Source organism: Arthrobacter castelli DSM 16402, assembly GCF_000430705.1.
Classification (GTDB): Bacteria; Actinomycetota; Actinomycetes; order Actinomycetales; family Micrococcaceae; genus Arthrobacter_C; species Arthrobacter_C castelli.
The window spans coordinates 1-16,701 of sequence record NZ_AUMN01000006.1 but is presented as its reverse complement, the minus strand read 5'-3'; the positions used below and the strand labels follow the sequence as shown (position 1 = coordinate 16,701).

The following is a 16,701-nucleotide window of genomic DNA, read 5'->3' as shown; positions in this document are numbered from 1 at the left end:
CGGCCCATCCAACCGGCTCAGTCCAAGGGCGAAGCGATGATGACGACCATCCCCAGCAGGGCCAGCACGCCGATGGCGCCGCCGGTGACCATCACTGCGCCGATGTCCGGCCTCACCCGTCCCTCGGCAATGCCTCGTCCGCCATGCACATATCGACTGCGCTGGCTGAAGTAGACTCCGCCGGCAGTCAGCAGGGTCAACACGATCAACACGGCGGGCAGCCAGCCGTAAACAGGCAACCAGCGCAGGAACAGCAGGCTGACTGTCACCAGGGCGAACATCGTCCGGCCCCAGGCCAGCGACGTGCGCTCCGGTTGCAGCCCGGGATCCGCATGGTATCGAACCTGCGCCACGGTCATCCATCCCGGAGCAGCACGAAGACGATAAACACGGCGCTGACCACCGCGCCGCCCAGCGCCAGCACCGGAATGATCAGCGGCAGCGGCAGCGGCGTCTTATTCCGCATGGCCCGCTCCACATTCAGCCAGCGGAAACAGGCACCGCCGGCGATGAACATCGCCAGTAACAGCAGCAGCACGGCCACGGTCTTGCGGATCTCCGGGCTGAAGACCTCCGTGGTGAACGCCTCCACCGCGATACCGCCGGCCAGCAGCGCCAACGCAGTGCGAATCCAGGCCAGGAAAGTCCGCTCGTTAGCCAGGGTGAACCGCGGATCCGGCTCTTCGCCGCCACCGAGCACCCGGTCGGTGACCCGGTGGCGGCGGGGCCGGTCCCCGCCTGCCGGCTGTCCCGGCGATGATTGTGATGCCTTCATGCTACTGGTGGGCCAGCATCCGTCGCTGCCGGTCCTCGTCGCTCTCGCTCAGTTGCGGGTCCTCCCCTTCCAGGTCGATCCTCACGGTGTGGATGGTTCCGGTGAAGGCATTGTCCACCTCCGGGTAATCCTCCGAGACAGGAGTACCGCGGTCGACGCCGATGTTCAGCGTCTCGTCGAAGGAGAAGTAGTAGGAGGTGGTGACCTCCACCCTGCCCGATCCGGCCGCGGCGCCGTCGACCACCAGTGAGGCGGTTCCGCCCTTGCCGATGCCGCCGCCGTCGTAGCTGAACTCGAGCCGGAGCTCATGTTCACCGGGGGCCGGCACGTCACTCGAACGGACGCTGTAATGGTCGCGGCCGTAGCAGTTGTAGGCGTAGCAGAGGCGGCCTTCATGGATGTACAGCGACCACCCGCCGAAACGGCCGCCCTGGGCGATGAGGACCCCGTCCGCGCCGCCATCGGGAATCTCGACGTGCGCGGTGATGGAATGGGAACGGTTCTTCACATTGGGCACAGTCTCTTCGGTGAAGCGGCCCATTCCCGCCCGGAAGGTGACTGAGCGGCGGTCGCCCATCAGGTCGAGGCGCCCGGCGACGGTGGGGTTCTCTCGTTCGGTGACACGGTCGTCCAGCGGGAACACGTTGTACTTGGCGGCCTCGATCAGGAACAGGTTCTGCAATTCGGCCAGCTTGTCCGGGTACTTGTCGGCCAGGTCGTGGGCCTGGGACCAGTCGGTGCTGGTGTCGTACAGCTCCCAGACATCGTCGGCGAAGCGCGGCAGCCCTTCGGGAACCATCTTCCAGGGAGTGCCATGGCGGGTCACTGCCGTCCAACCCTCGTGGTAGATCCCGCGGTTACCGCACATCTCGAAGTACTGGGTACGACGGCGGTCCGGCGCCTCGGGGGCATTGAACGAATAGACCATGCTGGTGCCCTCGATCGGCTGCTGCGCGACGCCGTTGACCTCAACCGGCTGGGGCACGCCGGCGGCTTCGAAGATGGTCGGGGCGATGTCGATGACGTGATGCCACTGGTCGCGGATGCCGCCGCCGTCGATCCCGTCACCCCAGTGCATGATCATTCCGTTACGGGTGCCGCCATAATGCGAGGCGACCTGCTTGGTCCACTGGTACGGGGTGTTCATCGCCAGCGCCCATCCCACCGGGTAAATGGCGTAGGTGCTGGGGTCGCCCAACGCGTCCAGCTGGCTGATCATTTCTTCGGTGCGGTCACCGAATCCGTGGCCCACCAGGTGTTCGCGAGTGGTTCCTTCGATGCCGCCCTCGCCGGACGCTCCGTTATCTCCCATGATGTAGACGAACAGTGTGTTGTCGAGTTCGCCCATTGCATCGAGTTCATCGACCAGGCGCCCCACCTGGGTGTCGGCATGTTCGGCGAATGCTGCGTAGGTCTCCATAAAACCGCAGGCCATGCGGCGTTCGTCCTCGTTCAGTTCGTCCCAGTGCGGCACGCTCTCCGCCCAGGGCGCGAGCTCGGCCGATTCGGGCACGATTCCCAACTCTTTTTGCCGCGCCAAGGTGGCTTCGCGCTGGGCGTCCCACCCGGCGTCGAACCTTCCGGCGTATTTCTCCTTCCATTCCTGCCTGACGTGGAAGGGTGCGTGGGTGGCGCCCAAGGCCAGGTAGCTGAAGAACGGCTTGTCGGGTGTGAGTGTCTGCTGGGTGTGGATCCAGTCGATGGCCTGGTCCACGAGGTCCTCGGAGAGGTGGTAGCCGTCCTCCGGCCGCTGCTCAGGCTCCACCGGGGTTGTCCCGTCGTAGAGCTGCGGGTACCAGTGGTTCATCTCCGCACCCATGAAGCCGTAGAACTTGTCGAACCCTTCGCCGGTGGGCCAGCGGCCGAACGGGCCGGCGGCGCTGACTTCGCGCGGTGGTGTCTGGTGCCACTTGCCAAAGGCGGCTGTGCTGTACCCGTTGCCGCTCAAGGTCTGGGCGATGGTGGCAGCGCTGTCCGGGCGGAATCCGGTGTAGCCGGGCGCGGAAGTCGCCATCTCACTGGTGACGCCCATGCCCACCGAATGGTGGTTCCGCCCCGTCATCAGGGACTGGCGGGTGGGCGAGCAGAGGGCATTGACGTGGAAACGGTTGTACCGCAGTCCGGTCGAGGAAAGCCGCTCGGCCGTGGGCATCTCGCATGGGCCGCCATAGGCGCTGGAGGCCCCGTACCCCATATCGTCCACCAGCACGAGCACCACGTTGGGGGCGCCCTGCGGCGGACGCAGCGGCTGCACCGGGGTGAACGCCTCAGCCTGGTTCTCACGGTCCATCGCGGTCGGGGGCGTATCCCGGCGTTCCGGTACCGGGAGAATGTCACGAATAGGGTCCATCAATAATGCTCCTTCACGTCGGATACCGGCCAATGCCGAAGAACTTCTACATCAGGTTTATCAGACCTTTGACCATAGTGGAGACGGCGCCAAGGAAGGCGATGATGATGACCGCCTTGCGGGCCGTGCGGTCATCGATGAAACGGGCCACCCGTTCGCCAACGTACATGCCCAGCAGAATCATGCCCAACAATGCCGCCCAGGTCCATCCGGAAAGGACCGGCCACTCGCCGGGGTCGACGACGGATTTGGTCGCCATGGCGGCCAGCCCGATGGTCATAAAGTACGGCTGCACGGTGGCGGCGAACTTGCGCTGGTCCCACCGGCTGATGACGGCGTAGACACTGACCGTCGGTCCTCCCACTCCGGCGAGGGCGTTGGTGATGCCCGACGACAGCCCGGTGGCGGTCCGGACACCCGGGCCGTCGATGGTCCGCGGGCCGCGGTGCAGCACCACGGATACGGCCAGGGCAAGCACCAGCAGGAATCCGACGCCGGCCTCCAGCGGGGCGGCCGGCAGCGCGAGGGCCAGGATGGAAAACGGCACCGACATGACCACGGCCGGGACGGCCAGCCGCCAGTACATGCCCCAGTCGACGAAGGAACGCACCCGGATGAACATGATTCCTGCCGACGTCGCCCCCAGCAGATTGACCAGCAGAATGCCGCTGTACGGGCCGAAAATCAGTACCAGGAACGGAGCCAGCAGCATGGCGAAGCCGAGTCCGGCCACCCGTTGCGCGATCGCCGAGATGACGACGGCGGCCAGGGTCAGGACGAGGAGCAGCGGGGTCACCACTCCACCCTACGTTGGTACAGGTCTCTACAGCCCCTCGACCCTCACTGACTGCCAAGCACGCCGTCGGCCTCGCTGATGAACCCTTCCTTGACCATCCAGTCAAAGGCAACCTGGGCGGGCTGCATGCCCTGTACATCAACCTTGCCGTTCAGTTTCCTCATCACGTCGCTGGTCAGTTCCGGGCTGATCTGCGCGAACACATCGGCGATCTGCGGGAACTCCTTGAGCACCTCGGTGCGCACCACGGCCGCGCCGTTATAGGCGGGGAAGAAGTGCTTGTCATCCTCAAGCACGGTCAGGTCGAGCGCTTCGATACGGCCGTCGGTGGTGAAGACCTCGCCGAAATTGCAGGCACCGTTATCGGTGGCCGAGTAGACGGCTCCGGTGTCGTAAATTCCGATGTTGTCGTTCGGCACGCCCTGCGGAGATCCACGTTTCATCCCGTAATGCTTCAACATGGGGTTCAGCCCGTCCGAGCGCGAATTGAACTCGGACTCAACACAGAATGTCCGTTCCTTGACCGGCAGATCCTTGATCTCGGACAGTTTCGAGATACCGCCGAGGTCGTCCACTGCCTCAGAGCGTACGGCCATCGCGTAGGTGTTATTCAACGGTGCCGGCGGCAGCCAGGTCAGGCCGTTCTTCTTGTCAGCCTTCCTGACCGCCTTGTACTGCTTCTGCTGGTCGGGAATGCCCTGCTTCTTGCCCAGGTACGTCAGCCAAGCGGTGCCGGTGTATTCCCATGTCACATCCGCCTGGCCGGAGAGCATCAGCTCCCGCACCGGCTGGCTGCCCGGGACATTGGTGAGGTCCTTGACGTCGAAACCGGCCGCCTGCATCGCCAACACGGCAATCTTGCCCAGGATCAGCTGCTCGGTGAAGTTCTTCGAGGTCACGGTGATGGTTTCACCGTCCGCGCTCGGGATCTCCTCGATGGAGCCGGGACCGGCCGCCGGGACGAAGGACGTGGCCGGCTGCAACCCGCAACCGGTCAGGATCAGCGCCAGCGAAGCGAAGATGGCGGCCAGCGAGCCGCGCCGGCGCCTGCCCGGCCTGCCCGGGCTGACCGGCCTGCCTGCGGTGGGCTGTGTTGCGTCCACGTCCATTACAGTCCCTTCGGGCGGGCCAACTGCTCGACGACGCGTCCCACCCAGTCAATTAACAAGGCCAGCAACGCGACCAGCAGCGCCCCCACAATCAGTACGACATTCAAGCTCAGGTTCACTCCGCTGGTAATCAGGATGCCCAGTCCGCCACCGCTGATGAAGGTCGCCAGCGTGGCAGTTCCCACCAGCAGCACCAGGGCAGTGCGGATACCGGCCAGCATCACCGGCACGGCCAGCGGCAGCTCGATGCGGAACAGCACCGCCGCGGAGCTCATTCCCATACCCCGTCCCGCTTCAACAAGACGCGAATCAACCTGTTCAATGCCGACCATGGTGTTGCGCAGCACGGGAAGCGCCGCGTAGATGACCAGGGAAATGATCGCTGCCCAAAAGCCGAATCCCATTCCCATGGCCAGCAGCACAATCAGCCCGATCGCCGGTGCCGCCTGGCCAATGTTGGCAACGGCAAGCACCGGCCCGGTGAGGAACCTGAAGGGACCCCGCGTCAGCAGGATGCCCAGCGGGATAGCGATCGCCAGCACGATGGCGGCCGCCAGGAAGGTCAGCGCCAAGTGCTCCAGGGTGTAGCCCCACAGCCTGTCAGGCTGCAGTGTCGACCGCTCAACGCTGGTCAGTTCAATCGACCGCAGCCAGATCAACAGCGCTGCAAGGACCGCGAAAATCACTACCGGTTGGATGATCAGCGGTCGCCATTCGCGCCACCATTCATTGCCCCGGGTGAGGGGAGCTGCCGCCGTCGTCATGACCGGCCGCCGTCGGCTTCCTGGCCGTCAGGTGCCCGGCCGCCGTCGGGTTCCTGGCCGTTAGGTGACCGGCCGCCGTCGGGTTCCTGGCCGTCAGGTGCCGGGCCGCCGTCGGGTTCCTGGCCGTTCCCCGCAGCCTTGCCATTTCCGGCGACCTGTTCCATGGACCCGGTGTTAATACCCACCGGTGCATCATGTCCTGTGTCCTGGATTGCGGCTTCGTGCGCGGCGGTGATGGCGTCCATGATGGTCTGCACATCGATCACGCCACGGAAGACGTCCCTGCGGCCCACCACCAGCGCGGCGCCGGCGCTGGAAACCAACATCGTGTCCAGGGCATCGTTGAGGGTGGCCCGCTCCCCGACCACCGGCAAATGCGGGTCCGCCTCGGAAGGGATCGTCTCCATCCGGCCCAGCTGGCGACGGGAGAGCCAATCCTGGGGTCTGTCGCGGTCATCGACGACGACCGCATGATCGTGGGACGCCTTGTCCATCCGGTCCAGCACCTGCTTCGCGTCGTCGCCGAAACGGGCCACGACCGCCTCCGCCAGTGTGACGTCGTTGACGCGTGCGAGGGTGAGCTGTTTGAGGCCTGCACCCGAGCCGATGAAATCTTCCACGAAACTGCTGGCCGGGTCGGCCAGGATACGCTCCGGCGAGTCGTACTGCACCAGACGGGCGCCATTGGAGAAGATCGCGATCCAGTCGCCGAGCTTGACCGCCTCGTCAAAGTCGTGTGTGACGCAGACGATGGTCTTCTGGACTTCGTCCTGGATCCGCAGCAGCTCATCCTGCAGCCGCTGCCGGGTGATGGGATCGACGGCGCCAAACGGCTCATCCATCAACAGCACCGGCGGATCGGCCGCCAGGGCCCGTGCCACGCCGACCCTCTGCTGTTGCCCGCCCGAGAGCTCCTTGGGATAGCGTGCGCGGTACAACGCCGGATCAAGGGAGACCAGCTCCAGCAGCTCGTCCACGCGCTTTGAAATACGGTCCTTGCTCCAGCCGAGCATCTTCGGCACCATGGCGACGTTGTTTTCCACTGTCATGTGGGGGAACAGCCCGCCGGCCTGGATCACGTACCCGATCCGGCGCCGCAGCTTGTCGCCATCCATATCCGTAACATCGTCGCCACCGAGGACAATCCGCCCTTCGCTGGGCTCAATGAGCCGGTTGATCATCTTCAGCGTGGTCGTTTTGCCGCAGCCGGATGGTCCCACCAGCATCACGATTCTTCCGGCGGGGATCTCCAGCGTCAGTCCGTCGACCGCCGGATCCGGCTGGCCGGGGTACCGCTTAGTGACTTGGTCCAGCAGGATACTTGTCCCGCTGACCGAGGAGTCGTCTGGAGCGCCGGGAGTGGTTTGCGTAATTTCAGACACGGATACCTCGCGGGGTTGTGAGTCGCCCAAGAACCAGGAGCAACAGGTCGAGAATGATGGCAATGATGATGACAGCTACGACCCCGACGACGACGGAATTGAGCGCGTTGGCACCGCCGAGCCGGGACAGTCCCGTAAAGATGAAGCCGCCAAGACCCGGCCCGAGGGAATAGGCGGTGATGGCTGCAATTCCCATCACCATCTGGGCAGACACCCGCACTCCAGTCAGGATGACCGGCCACGCCATCGGCAGCTCCACCCGCAGCAAGGTGCTTATCCTGCTCATGCCGATGCCGCGGGCGGACTCAACCAGTGAACGTTCAACTCCGGTCAATCCGACAATGGCGTTGCGAAGGATGGGCAGTGCGGCGAAAAACGTGACAACAATGACCGCAGGGGTCACGCCAAATCCAAAGGGGGCAATCAGAATACCGATCAAGGCGAACGATGGAATGGTCAATCCGACGGCGGAAATACCGTTGGCGACCCCCGTCAACCCTTTGCTGCGGTAGACCAACGCGGCAATGCCGACGGCGATAAGAGTCGCCAGGATCAGGCATTGGACGACGAGGGAAAAATGCTGCCAGCTGGAAAAGAGGATTTGGTTGAATCTGTCCACCAGAAACTCCCACATAATGTTCCTCCCCGTTCCACTTATCGACAACCGTGCCTCATCGACGCCTCGTTGCTGCGCCTACATAACAGTAACGACTTGAGGCTCAAGAATCCAAGAAACCCCGTGTTCCAGATCACATTCCACCCCGCCCCGGGTATCCCGTGCCCCGATTGGATCGCTGCCATGGCGAGGATTTCGACCCCGTCATGCCCCCGGGTAATGGCTGGCAAAATCGCTACTGGATATGTGCGGCATACCTGCCGTAACGTTTATCGTCAGAGCACTTCGTAAGGCCTGAAGTCATACGGCGTGCTCTATTTTCCCTGTAGAAGGACGGGGCAGGCGCAGTATTTAGTTCCTGGGATGGTCATGACTTCTCATTTAAGAAAGCTGTGGATCGCTTCAGCAAGAGTCGAAGACCTTGAGGCCGAAATGGACAGGGCAGGACAGGCCAGAAGAGCCGCCATCATTGAGGCTATTGCCGCGGGTTTTCCCGTGGATGAGGTTGCTGCCGCCGCGAATTTATCGCGCGCGGAGATCGCGACAATCGCCTTGGCCCCCGCACGGGAAGAGAGCCCGGGGATCGTTACGTCGCTGGAATAGCGGGATCCGGTATCCGCCGTCCACGAGCTCTATCGCAGCACGGCCGGCCGCCGCGCACCACGACTTGGCGGGCGGCGGTGCACCACTGCCGGCCGGCATGCGTTACGCCAACAGTTGTTGATGCCGGTTCCCGTTTGTAGGATCGGGATGGTTGGACAACACAACGGAGGTTTTCATGAAACTGAGCCACATCCCCCTGCGCCTTGCGACCGGCAGCTTTATCCTCAACTCCGGACTGGGGAAGATGCAGCTTGACGCCGATAGCGCGGCGGGCATGCAACAGATGGCCAAAAACGCCGTCCCGCAGGTCGGGAACCTGGATCCCAAGGAGTTCGGCAAGTACCTGAGCTACGCGGAGACCGCATTGGGTGCGGCCCTGCTGGCTCCGTTCATCCCCAGCCGGCTGGCAGGACTGGGGCTCACCGCCTTCTCCGCGGGCCTCATAATGATGTATTTGAAGACCCCGGGGATGACGCAGGATGACGGGGTCCGCCCCAGCGCGGACGGCACCGCTGTCGCCAAGGATGTCTGGATGCTCGGCATCGGCCTGTCCATGGTCCTGGATAGCCGCACCAAGGCTGCCAAGAAGTAGTCCTGCCCGCGACCGGGTTCAGCGGGCACCGGCGCTTCGTACGAATGGTCCCGTCCAGCATTGGACGGGACCGTTCGCCTGTGACGGTGCCGGTCGCCTGTATGGGCCACTGGCCCCTGTAAAACCACCGTCTTGGGCCAAACCGCTCAGCCCGCCGGGTCCACAGTTCCCGCGTCCAGCCTGCCCCGGGCCGGACCAGCCTTCCCGTTCGGACACATCACTGGCTGCCCTTGCCTGTCTGGCCGTCGTCGTCCTCGTCGTCGACCACCGGATCGGCACTGGTTGAGTTCAAGCCTTCACTGATGCTCGAATGGGCCGGCACTTCCTCATCGTCCTCATTGGGGTCGGAGGGAACACGTCCATCCTCAGTACCCCCGCCCCGCCGGCTTTCCGACAGATTCCGGAAGATCCTCTCTGCAGCGGCCTCAATGCCTTGGTCGCGGTCCTCGTCCCCGTTGCTCATATCCTCGGCCTCCTTGGAAGCTGCTCGCGCCGCCCCTCTTGAAACGGGGCCAGTACTGCCACATTAGGTCTGATCCCGCCCCTGGTGAAAGGGGGCCTGCTTCACTGCCCGCGCTCCAGGCCCCCGCCCGGAACTCCCAACCCGATGTGCTCCGCCGCCACGTCGAGGACGCGCTGCCATTGCTCCTGGTCGGGATGGTGCCCCATCGCCGGATCATGGAACAATCTGCTCTTCGGCACCAGCTTCGCCATCGCCGCTCCCTGCGCCGGCGGACACATCTGGTCCTGGCCACCGGTGACGATCACCATCGGAGCGCCGATCCTGGCGGCGTGTGTCAACGGTGAGGATTGTTCCCATTGCTGCGGCTGCAAGGTCGCGTCGAAATAGCGGCGCACACCGCCATAGGCGGTTTCGCTGTACACCGTTGGCAAGTGCGACGGCGCGCCCACGACGACGATGCCCGTCAGGTCGGTTTGCCGGGCCGCGGCCAGCGAGGCCATCACCCCGCCCATGGAGAACCCGAGCAGCACCGTGCCGCCCACCCGCGGCTGGTTCCGCAGCCAGTCCAGCACCCGTCCCAGATCTTTGGGCGCGCTTAACCCGTAATCGTCAGTACCAGTGGAGCCGCGCCAGCCGCGCATCGAAATCGATACTGCATGCCATCTCCGGCTGCGGATGAGCCGAGCCACCGGTGCCAGGGTCGAGGCGTCTTCGCCCCAACCATGCAGCATCAGCAAGGCTGGGGCCTGCTGTTCGGCCCACCAGGCATAGCCGGCGAGGGAAACGTCGTCGTACTCCAGCTTGAAAGCCTCGGCATCCTCGATCGGCGGTAACGTTTCGGCTGTCATCTTCGGCTTCCACGCCAATAACAGGTGACGGGCGAACCCAGCCTCCGTATGATCATGGGACGAGCTTATACGTCCCGACACCTCAGGGTGTCCACTTCATTTTCAGTAGGGAGATAACCGGCCGACGGTGCCATACCGCCATCACAGACGTCCCATCACCAAGGAGGAACCATGACCCACAGCCAACACGATGGAGCAGGAACAACCACCGGCCCGGGCGAGGAACGCTTCAAGGATGGAACGCTTTCAGGTTCGGGCGGGTATGTTGACGGCGAGCGCGACGGCGACTGGACGTTCTTCTTCCGCAGCGGCGATGTGAAAGCTTTTGGACGGTACGCCGCCGGAGAGTTGGACGGTCCCTGGGTGTGGTACCGGGAAAGCGGCGGACTATTGCAGGCCGGTGATTACGACCAAGGCCTGCAGACCGGCCTCTGGAAGCGGTATCACTCCACAGGCGAGTTGATGGACATCGGCAGGTACATCAATGGCAGGAAGTCCGGGGAATGGGCCTACTATGACGACGCCGGACTGCTCACGGCCAAGCGGAACCACAAGGGGTAGCCTGAGCAAACGGATATCCGGCACGGCGCCGGCGCCGGCGCCCGGGTCCCGGGGATTGAATCCGTAACCCGGCAGGCCGGAGCCTGGAACCGGGAGTCGAAAGGAGGCGGCTGTGAGCGCGTTCAAGGCAGGCGAGCACGTACGGTGGAATTCCGAGGCCGGGCCCATTGACGGCAGGGTGCTGAAAGTCCACACCGAGGACGTCGAATTCCGCGGACGAACGCGGCGGTGCAGCCCGGAAGACCCACAGTACGAGTTGGAAAGCCTCAAAACCGGGCACATTGCCATGCATAAGGAGTCTGCCCTGGCGAAGGTTCCGCGCCGGTAGCTTCGGTCAGTACGGAAAACACGGTCAACACGGAAAAACACCAACACCCGGCGGCGACGGCGGAACCCCGGCGAGTCGTCTGCCGACACGCCGGATCAGTCGGCTGTTGGTGTTAAAGCCTGCGCAACAGCCGCCACCGCCCGCGCCCTGCGCAAAAGCAGCTACCGCCCGCGCCAGGCGAAGCGGGCCACTATCGATGGTGGTGCGAACCGGGCGATTGCGGCCAGGACTTTGTACCGCAGGCTGGGGATCGAGACTCCCTTGCCGCGGGCGGCGTCATTCAGTCCCTGCGCCACCACATCGTCAGCGTTCAGCCACATCCACCGCGGCACCGACCTTTTGTCCACCTTCATCCGCTGGTGAAATTCGGTGTGCACGAAGCCCGGACACACTGCCGTCACGTTGATGCCCTCGGGACCGTACTTGATGTTGGCCCACCGGCTGAAGCTGATGATCGCAGCCTTCACCGCGCCGTACGTACCCCGCGGGGTGAAACCGGCGACGCTGGCGAGGTTGATGATATGTCCGCCGCCGCGCGTCCGCATTCCGCGCAGCGCAGCATGGGACAGTACCAACGGGACCGTGACATGGATCCGCAGATGGTCCAGCTCCGTTTCAATCGGGCTGTCCGCGAACGGTTCCACCAATCCGTAGCCGGCGTTGTTGATCAGCGTCGTGACAGGCCGGCCGGCATCATCCAGCCGGGCAACGACGTCCTTGGTCCCCGCCTCGGTGTGCAAATCGGCCACCAGCACCTCGACGTGAATGCCATGGGCGGTCCGCAGTTGCGCCGCATTGTGTTCCAGCCGCGCAGAGTTTCGGCCCACCAGCACGAGGTCTGCCCCCTTGGCAGCCAGCTGTCGGGCGAATTCCGCGCCGAGTCCCGACGTCGCGCCGGTAATGAGAACTGTCCGGGTCATGAGACCAGCGTACGGCCCTTCAGTGACACTTATGACGCACTGTTGTGGCGGCCACCATAGTCGTCGGCAATCTGCTTTGCCGCATCCGTCAGCAGCGGCACGATGGTCCGTTCGATCGTTTCCTCCGGCGCCCGGTGGGTCTGCAGCGATACGTTGACGGCAGCGATGACTTCTCCACGCCGCACCACCGGCACCGCGATCCCCCGCAGCCCGTCCTCGAGTTCCTGGGTGACCATTGACCAGCCACGGTGATCCGCCCGGTCGACTTCCGCCCGCAGCTCCTCCACCGAACTGATGGACCGCTCGGTGAATTGCTGCAGCTGCACGGCTTCGAAGAACTCTTCGCGCTGCTGCCGCGGCAATCCACCAATCAGCACCCGCCCCATTGATGTGGCCCATGCCGGGAACCGGGTGCCAACGTTAATGGAAACGCTGAGCAGCCGGGGCGAGGCAACGCGGGCCACGTAGACGATGTCGGTGCCGTCCAGGATGCACAACGACGTGGTCTCGTTCAGGTCGATGGAAAGCTGCTTCAGGTGCGGTTCGGCGATCTGCGGCAGCGTCAGATTGGCCAGGAAGGAGGCGCCGATGTCGAGGCAACGCGGTGCGAGCTCGAAGTGGGTTCCATCGTTGCGCAGGTAGCCCAGGTCGGTCAGCGTCAGCAGGAACCGGCGAGCTGCCGCCCGGCTCAACACCGTACTGGCAGCCACGCTGGACACGGTCTGCCGCGGCTGGTCGTTGGTGAATGCGAGCAGCACGGCCAGGGTCTTCTCGGCAGATTTCACATAATGGGCCGGCTGTCCCTCGTCCACGTGGGGGTCCACGTCGGCTCCTGTCTATTGGTCCGGGCGTTGGTATTGGGCGGCCAGGCGTACCGGAGCATTCGGCGCCCCGTAGCCTTCGTATCCATTGCGGCGTTCAACCACCTCAAAGAAGACACTACCCACCGTGGCGGTATAGAAGTGCAGGAAATCGCCGTTGTCGTCACGGTCATAGAGCAGGTTGTAGTCCTGCAATGTCCGCAGCAACGACGGATCCAGCCTGAACCGCGCCTGCAGGTCAGCATAGTAGTTGGCCGGAATCGGCAGGAACTTCAGCCCCCTGGCCAGCGCCTTGCGGGCCACGGCAATCAGGTCCGTGCAGGAGAAAGCGACGTGTGCCGGATAGCTTGAGACCGGCATTCCGGCCTGCTCCAGCGCCTGCGGCGCCACGTTGAGGGCGAGGCGGATGTCGCCCCCACTGGTCCGCATCACCTGGCTACGGACCAGGCCGATGGGGCTTGGAACGTCGGTGGAGGGTTGGCGCTGCAGCGACAATGTGCTCTCGTAGAACAGCACCGCCTCGTCAAAGACCTGCCACGGCTGCGCCAGGTTCACGTGGTCCACCTGCGTGATCAGGTTCGCGGCGTCGTCGACCGTCACAGTGGTGGTGTCTGGCAGTTCCGGGCTCAGGCTGAATTCCGAGGTCCAGGCCGACGTTCCGTCCGGGGTTGCCTGGCAGAGGAAGATCTCGGTGGAGTCCGGGGCGGAGACGGCCTGCAGCACTTCCTCGTTGGCTTGGGTGCGCCGCGGGACAGCGTCGGCGCACAATTGAATTGCCCGGGACGCGGCAGCCTGGGGGTTTTCGACGTCGAACCCCAGCGCCGCAATGAACGGTTCCTGGCTTTGGGCGTCCTGTTCGTTGACGATCACCCGTGTCTGGCCCTGGGTCCACAGCTGGACGTCCTTGGTCCGGTGCCGTCCCTCGTAGACGAACCCGAGCTGGTACAACAGCTCCTGGATGTGATCGGTGTTTTCGGCCCGGATCTCCGTGAAGTTGAACCCGCTCGGCTGGTCGACCTGCGGCAGCGTGGCCAGCTGCATCGGGTAGCTGGCGCTCTGCGGGTCGCCCTGCTGGTCGAGCTCCTGCAGGTGCAGCGATGTCAGTTCCTCCAGCCAGACCAGTGACCGCATCCCGTCGACGGCGGTGCGCACCTCGTCGCTCTGGCGGAACACGTCATTGAAGATCTCCAGCGAGACCGGGCCGGCGTATCCGGCGCGGACCAGATGCCCCATGAACTTGGCCAGCTCGAAGTCGCCCTCCCCGGGGAAGAGGCGGTGGTGGCGGCTCCAGGACAGAATGTCCATGCTCATGGTCGGAGCATCGGCCAGCTGGACGAAAAAGATCTTCCCGGCCGGGATGTCCTCGATACCTGCCGGATCCCACTTCCGGGACAGGATGTGGAAACTGTCCAGGCAGGTACCGACATTGGGCAGGTCCACCTGCTCCACGATCCGGCAGGCATGCTCAAAGTCATTGACGAACCGACCCCACGCCAACGCTTCATAGGCGATGCGGATCCCGTACTGGTTCGCGAGGATGCCGAGCCGATGCAGCTGGGCCGCCGCGACGTCGTCGTCATCAATACTGGCTGTACCGGCGTTGCTGCAGACCAGAATCATGTCGATACCCAGCGTCCGCATCAGCCGGAACTTGGCTTCGGCGCGGTGCAGGTTGGCCTGGAGCTCTTCCTCGGTGACGCCCTCGAAGTCGCGGAACGGCTGGTACAGGTCGAGGCTCAGGCCCAGCTCCGACGCCAGAGTCCTGATTTCGTCCGGGCTCTTGGGGCAGACCACCAGGTCCTGCTCGAAGATCTCGATGCCGTCGAAACCCGCCTCGGCGCAGGCACGCATTTTCTCCTCAAGCGTGCCGCTGAGGCACACCGTCGCGATCGACGTTCTCATGCCGGCCACCTTTCCATCCGGGCCGCCTAGCGGCCCTGGGCAATCAGTTCAAGGAAATGTTCACGCATGCGGTCAGCATCCGCTGTGCGGCCGGTGATCAGGCCAAACGCATCGACCGCCTGCCCCACCGCCATGTATCCGCCATCCAGCACCCGGCACCCCAACGAGTCCGCGGTGCGGATCAGTTCAGTTTCAACCGGCCGGTAGACGACGTCGGCAACCCAATGGCCGGGCCGCAGCAGTCCGGCATCGAGCGGCAGGCCGGGGTGCAGATGCATGCCCACCGGGGTTGCATTAACCAAGCCGTCCGCACCGGCAAGGGCCTGCGGCAACTCTGTTTGTCCGATGGCGGTGATCTGCCGGTCGGGGAAGTAGCCTTCCAGCGTGGCCACCCGTTCGGCTGCCCGTCCGGCATTCAAATCCATCAGCGACAGGGTCTGCACGCCGGCTTTGAGCAGGGCATAGGCCACGGCGGCACCGGCGCCTCCCGTGCCGAGCTGGACCACCGAGTCAAGACCCGCGTCCGGCAGCCCCTGGGACATTGCGGTGCCGAAGCCGGAGAAATCGGTGTTGTCGCCGATGAACGAACCATCGCGGACCAGCACCGTGTTAACCGCGCCCAGCCGCCGCGCGTCATCGGAGATGGCATCGAGGTGATCCATCACCAGCTGTTTGCAGGGATGGGTAATGTTAAACGCGTTGAATCCCAGGTCCCTACCCGCTTGGAGCAACTCCCCCACTGCGGAGCCGTCACGGCTGATCTCTGTCAGATCAACCGGCCGGTACAGATACCGCAACCCGTGCTGGTCGGCCTCGCGTTCGTGCATCGGCGGAGTCAGGGACCGGGTGATCCCCTCGCCGATGAGGCCCACCAGATGTGATTCGGAAACGGTACTCAAAGGTCAGCTTCCTTTCAGCCGGCCACCGGCGGCGAATTGTGTCTTTCAGGGCAGCCCTCATGTTGCGAATAGCTTGTGACCTGAGCTACGTTACTCCAGTCGTTCGTTTTATGCACATATGTACGCATAGTGCACAGCGTTTTCCGAATTCCTCCTGTTGGGCCTTTGACGGGAAGTCATGACCTTCAAAGACCCACAGGAGCCGCCCTGGCCAGCTTCATGGGCAGCGCCGTGGAGTATTATGACTTCTTCATTTTCGGTTCTGCCGCCGCGCTGATCTTTCCCCACATCTTCTTTCCGTCGGCCGGCGCCCAGGCCAGCGTCATGTCGCTGGCGACGTTCGGCTTTGCCTACGTGGCCCGGCCGGTTGGCGCGGTGATCCTGGGACATTTCGGCGACCGCATTGGCCGGCAGAAGATTCTGATGCTCACCCTGGTCATGATGGGCGGGTCCACGTTCCTGATTGGTTGCCTGCCCAGCTTTGATGTCATTGGCTGGTGGGCACCAGTGCTGCTCGTCTTGTGCCGGTTGTTGCAAGGCCTCTCGGCAGCAGGCGAGCAAGCCGGCGCTAGGGCGTGTCTCCCAATAAGTTGGTCCACATGGTGATGGCTCTGAGTATGGTGCCGCCGCGGTAGGTCAGGGCGAGTTTGTCGTAGCGAGTGGCTAATCCGCGCCATTGTTTGTAGACGTTGAAGGCTCGTTCGACGACGTTGCGGCGCTTGTAGTCCTCGGCATCGAAGGCGGGAGGTCGACCTCCTTTGCGGCCTTTACGGCGGCGGTGGCCGGCCTGATCGGCCGGTTCGGCTATGACGGCTTTGATGTTGCGGTTTCGCAGGCTGGTCCGGATGGCCCGTGATGAGTAGGCCTTATCGCCGCGGACTTTCTCCGGTCGGGCGCGGGCCGGTCCCGACCCTGGCCGGGAGACCTTCAGGTGATCCATCAGGTGCGGAAACATGGGCGCATCGCCGGACT

Annotated in this window: 19 protein-coding genes and 1 pseudogene; 5 read left to right on the top strand and 15 right to left on the bottom strand. The window is 64.0% G+C overall.

The genetic code is table 11. The features are described 5' to 3' along the window. Nucleotides 1-17: 17 nt before the first annotated feature. From H535_RS0108235 to H535_RS0108200, 8 genes are read right to left on the bottom strand one after another with little or no spacing between them, the layout of a single operon-like run. Complete coding sequence (locus tag H535_RS0108235; protein ID WP_425387266.1) at nt 18-353, bottom strand: DUF202 domain-containing protein; 336 nt, start codon at nt 351-353, stop codon at nt 18-20. A 2-nt stretch (nt 354-355) separates the two neighbouring features. Further along, complete coding sequence (locus tag H535_RS0108230; RefSeq protein ID WP_026819175.1) at nt 356-775, bottom strand: YidH family protein; 420 nt, start codon at nt 773-775, stop codon at nt 356-358. Between the two features lies 1 nt (nt 776). Further along, a complete protein-coding gene (locus H535_RS0108225; protein WP_035768853.1) occupies nt 777-3,125 on the bottom strand; it encodes an arylsulfatase in 2,349 nt (782 codons plus the stop codon). A gap of 46 nt (nt 3,126-3,171) precedes the next feature. Further along, a complete protein-coding gene (locus H535_RS0108220) occupies nt 3,172-3,921 on the bottom strand; it encodes a sulfite exporter TauE/SafE family protein (RefSeq protein WP_035768852.1) in 750 nt (249 codons plus the stop codon). Between the two features lie 44 nt (nt 3,922-3,965). Next, a complete protein-coding gene (locus tag H535_RS0108215; RefSeq protein ID WP_081416531.1) occupies nt 3,966-5,030 on the bottom strand; it encodes a glycine betaine ABC transporter substrate-binding protein in 1,065 nt (354 codons plus the stop codon). Then, complete coding sequence (locus tag H535_RS0108210) at nt 5,030-5,794, bottom strand: ABC transporter permease (RefSeq protein ID WP_026819171.1); 765 nt, start codon at nt 5,792-5,794, stop codon at nt 5,030-5,032. The genes H535_RS0108215 and H535_RS0108210 overlap by 1 nt, the downstream gene beginning before the upstream one ends. After that, a complete protein-coding gene (locus tag H535_RS24260) occupies nt 5,791-7,176 on the bottom strand; it encodes an ATP-binding cassette domain-containing protein (RefSeq protein WP_081416530.1) in 1,386 nt (461 codons plus the stop codon). The genes H535_RS0108210 and H535_RS24260 overlap by 4 nt, the downstream gene beginning before the upstream one ends. Continuing rightward, on the bottom strand, nt 7,169-7,810 hold the full coding sequence (locus tag H535_RS0108200) for an ABC transporter permease (RefSeq protein WP_026819170.1): 642 nt from the start codon (nt 7,808-7,810) through the stop codon (nt 7,169-7,171). The genes H535_RS24260 and H535_RS0108200 overlap by 8 nt, the downstream gene beginning before the upstream one ends. Nucleotides 7,811-8,161: 351 nt before the next feature. Here H535_RS0108200 and H535_RS0108195 point away from each other — a divergent pair, with 351 nt between their 5' ends. Both H535_RS0108195 and H535_RS0108190 read left to right on the top strand, forming a co-directional pair. Beyond that, a complete protein-coding gene (locus H535_RS0108195; RefSeq protein WP_155838619.1) occupies nt 8,162-8,395 on the top strand; it encodes a hypothetical protein in 234 nt (77 codons plus the stop codon). Between the two features lie 175 nt (nt 8,396-8,570). Beyond that, entirely contained in the window at nt 8,571-8,987 is a 417-nt protein-coding gene (locus H535_RS0108190) for a DoxX family membrane protein (protein WP_026819168.1), read from the top strand. A 217-nt stretch (nt 8,988-9,204) separates the two neighbouring features. Here the strand turns inward: H535_RS0108190 and H535_RS0108185 are convergent, their stop codons facing one another. Next, nucleotides 9,205-9,450, bottom strand: a complete 246-nt coding sequence (locus tag H535_RS0108185) for a hypothetical protein (RefSeq protein WP_026819167.1) — start codon at nt 9,448-9,450, stop codon at nt 9,205-9,207. A gap of 101 nt (nt 9,451-9,551) precedes the next feature. Beyond that, a complete protein-coding gene (locus tag H535_RS24255; RefSeq protein WP_051298827.1) occupies nt 9,552-10,298 on the bottom strand; it encodes an alpha/beta hydrolase family protein in 747 nt (248 codons plus the stop codon). A gap of 171 nt (nt 10,299-10,469) precedes the next feature. Here H535_RS24255 and H535_RS24250 point away from each other — a divergent pair, with 171 nt between their 5' ends. Together H535_RS24250 and H535_RS0108170 are read left to right on the top strand one after the other, a co-directional pair. Next, nucleotides 10,470-10,859, top strand: a complete 390-nt coding sequence (locus H535_RS24250; RefSeq protein ID WP_051298824.1) for a toxin-antitoxin system YwqK family antitoxin — start codon at nt 10,470-10,472, stop codon at nt 10,857-10,859. 112 nt (nt 10,860-10,971) lie between these two features. Next, nucleotides 10,972-11,187 carry a hypervirulence associated TUDOR domain-containing protein gene (locus H535_RS0108170; protein WP_026819166.1) on the top strand — a complete coding sequence of 72 codons (216 nt, stop codon included), beginning with the start codon at nt 10,972-10,974 and terminating at the stop codon, nt 11,185-11,187. Between the two features lie 161 nt (nt 11,188-11,348). Here the strand turns inward: H535_RS0108170 and H535_RS0108165 are convergent, their stop codons facing one another. The 4 genes from H535_RS0108165 to H535_RS0108150 are packed head-to-tail and all read right to left on the bottom strand — an operon-like array spanning nt 11,349 to nt 15,729. Then, complete coding sequence (locus tag H535_RS0108165) at nt 11,349-12,107, bottom strand: SDR family NAD(P)-dependent oxidoreductase (protein ID WP_026819165.1); 759 nt, start codon at nt 12,105-12,107, stop codon at nt 11,349-11,351. A gap of 29 nt (nt 12,108-12,136) precedes the next feature. Further along, a complete protein-coding gene (locus H535_RS0108160) occupies nt 12,137-12,931 on the bottom strand; it encodes an IclR family transcriptional regulator domain-containing protein (protein WP_035768850.1) in 795 nt (264 codons plus the stop codon). A gap of 12 nt (nt 12,932-12,943) precedes the next feature. Then, a complete protein-coding gene (locus H535_RS0108155) occupies nt 12,944-14,830 on the bottom strand; it encodes a bifunctional sugar phosphate isomerase/epimerase/4-hydroxyphenylpyruvate dioxygenase family protein (RefSeq protein ID WP_026819163.1) in 1,887 nt (628 codons plus the stop codon). 26 nt (nt 14,831-14,856) lie between these two features. Continuing rightward, the gene (locus H535_RS0108150) at nt 14,857-15,729 is read right to left on the bottom strand and encodes a shikimate dehydrogenase (RefSeq protein WP_026819162.1); all 873 of its coding nucleotides are present in this window, start codon (nt 15,727-15,729) and stop codon (nt 14,857-14,859) included. 219 nt (nt 15,730-15,948) lie between these two features. Here H535_RS0108150 and H535_RS0108145 point away from each other — a divergent pair. Then, nucleotides 15,949-16,299: pseudogene (locus H535_RS0108145) on the top strand (MFS transporter); the annotation flags it as partial. Here the strand turns inward: H535_RS0108145 and H535_RS0108140 are convergent. Continuing rightward, the coding region (locus H535_RS0108140) for an IS5/IS1182 family transposase (protein ID WP_026819160.1) at nt 16,298-16,701 on the bottom strand (404 nt) is incomplete at its 5' end. The pseudogene H535_RS0108145 and the gene H535_RS0108140 sit on opposite strands and share 2 nt — an antisense overlap.

Coding starts and splice junctions, on each gene's coding strand:
- H535_RS0108200 (WP_026819170.1), bottom strand. CDS start 7,810: ATGTGGGAGTTTCTGGTGGACAGATTCAACCAAATCCTCTTTTCCAGC.
- H535_RS0108190 (WP_026819168.1), top strand. CDS start 8,571: ATGAAACTGAGCCACATCCCCCTGCGCCTTGCGACCGGCAGCTTTATC.
- H535_RS0108215 (WP_081416531.1), bottom strand. CDS start 5,030: ATGGACGTGGACGCAACACAGCCCACCGCAGGCAGGCCGGTCAGCCCG.
- H535_RS0108195 (WP_155838619.1), top strand. CDS start 8,162: ATGACTTCTCATTTAAGAAAGCTGTGGATCGCTTCAGCAAGAGTCGAA.
- H535_RS0108185 (WP_026819167.1), bottom strand. CDS start 9,450: ATGAGCAACGGGGACGAGGACCGCGACCAAGGCATTGAGGCCGCTGCA.
- H535_RS24255 (WP_051298827.1), bottom strand. CDS start 10,298: ATGACAGCCGAAACGTTACCGCCGATCGAGGATGCCGAGGCTTTCAAG.
- H535_RS0108225 (WP_035768853.1), bottom strand. CDS start 3,125: ATGGACCCTATTCGTGACATTCTCCCGGTACCGGAACGCCGGGATACG.
- H535_RS0108155 (WP_026819163.1), bottom strand. CDS start 14,830: ATGAGAACGTCGATCGCGACGGTGTGCCTCAGCGGCACGCTTGAGGAG.
- H535_RS24250 (WP_051298824.1), top strand. CDS start 10,470: ATGACCCACAGCCAACACGATGGAGCAGGAACAACCACCGGCCCGGGC.
- H535_RS0108165 (WP_026819165.1), bottom strand. CDS start 12,107: ATGACCCGGACAGTTCTCATTACCGGCGCGACGTCGGGACTCGGCGCG.
- H535_RS0108210 (WP_026819171.1), bottom strand. CDS start 5,794: ATGACGACGGCGGCAGCTCCCCTCACCCGGGGCAATGAATGGTGGCGC.
- H535_RS0108230 (WP_026819175.1), bottom strand. CDS start 775: ATGAAGGCATCACAATCATCGCCGGGACAGCCGGCAGGCGGGGACCGG.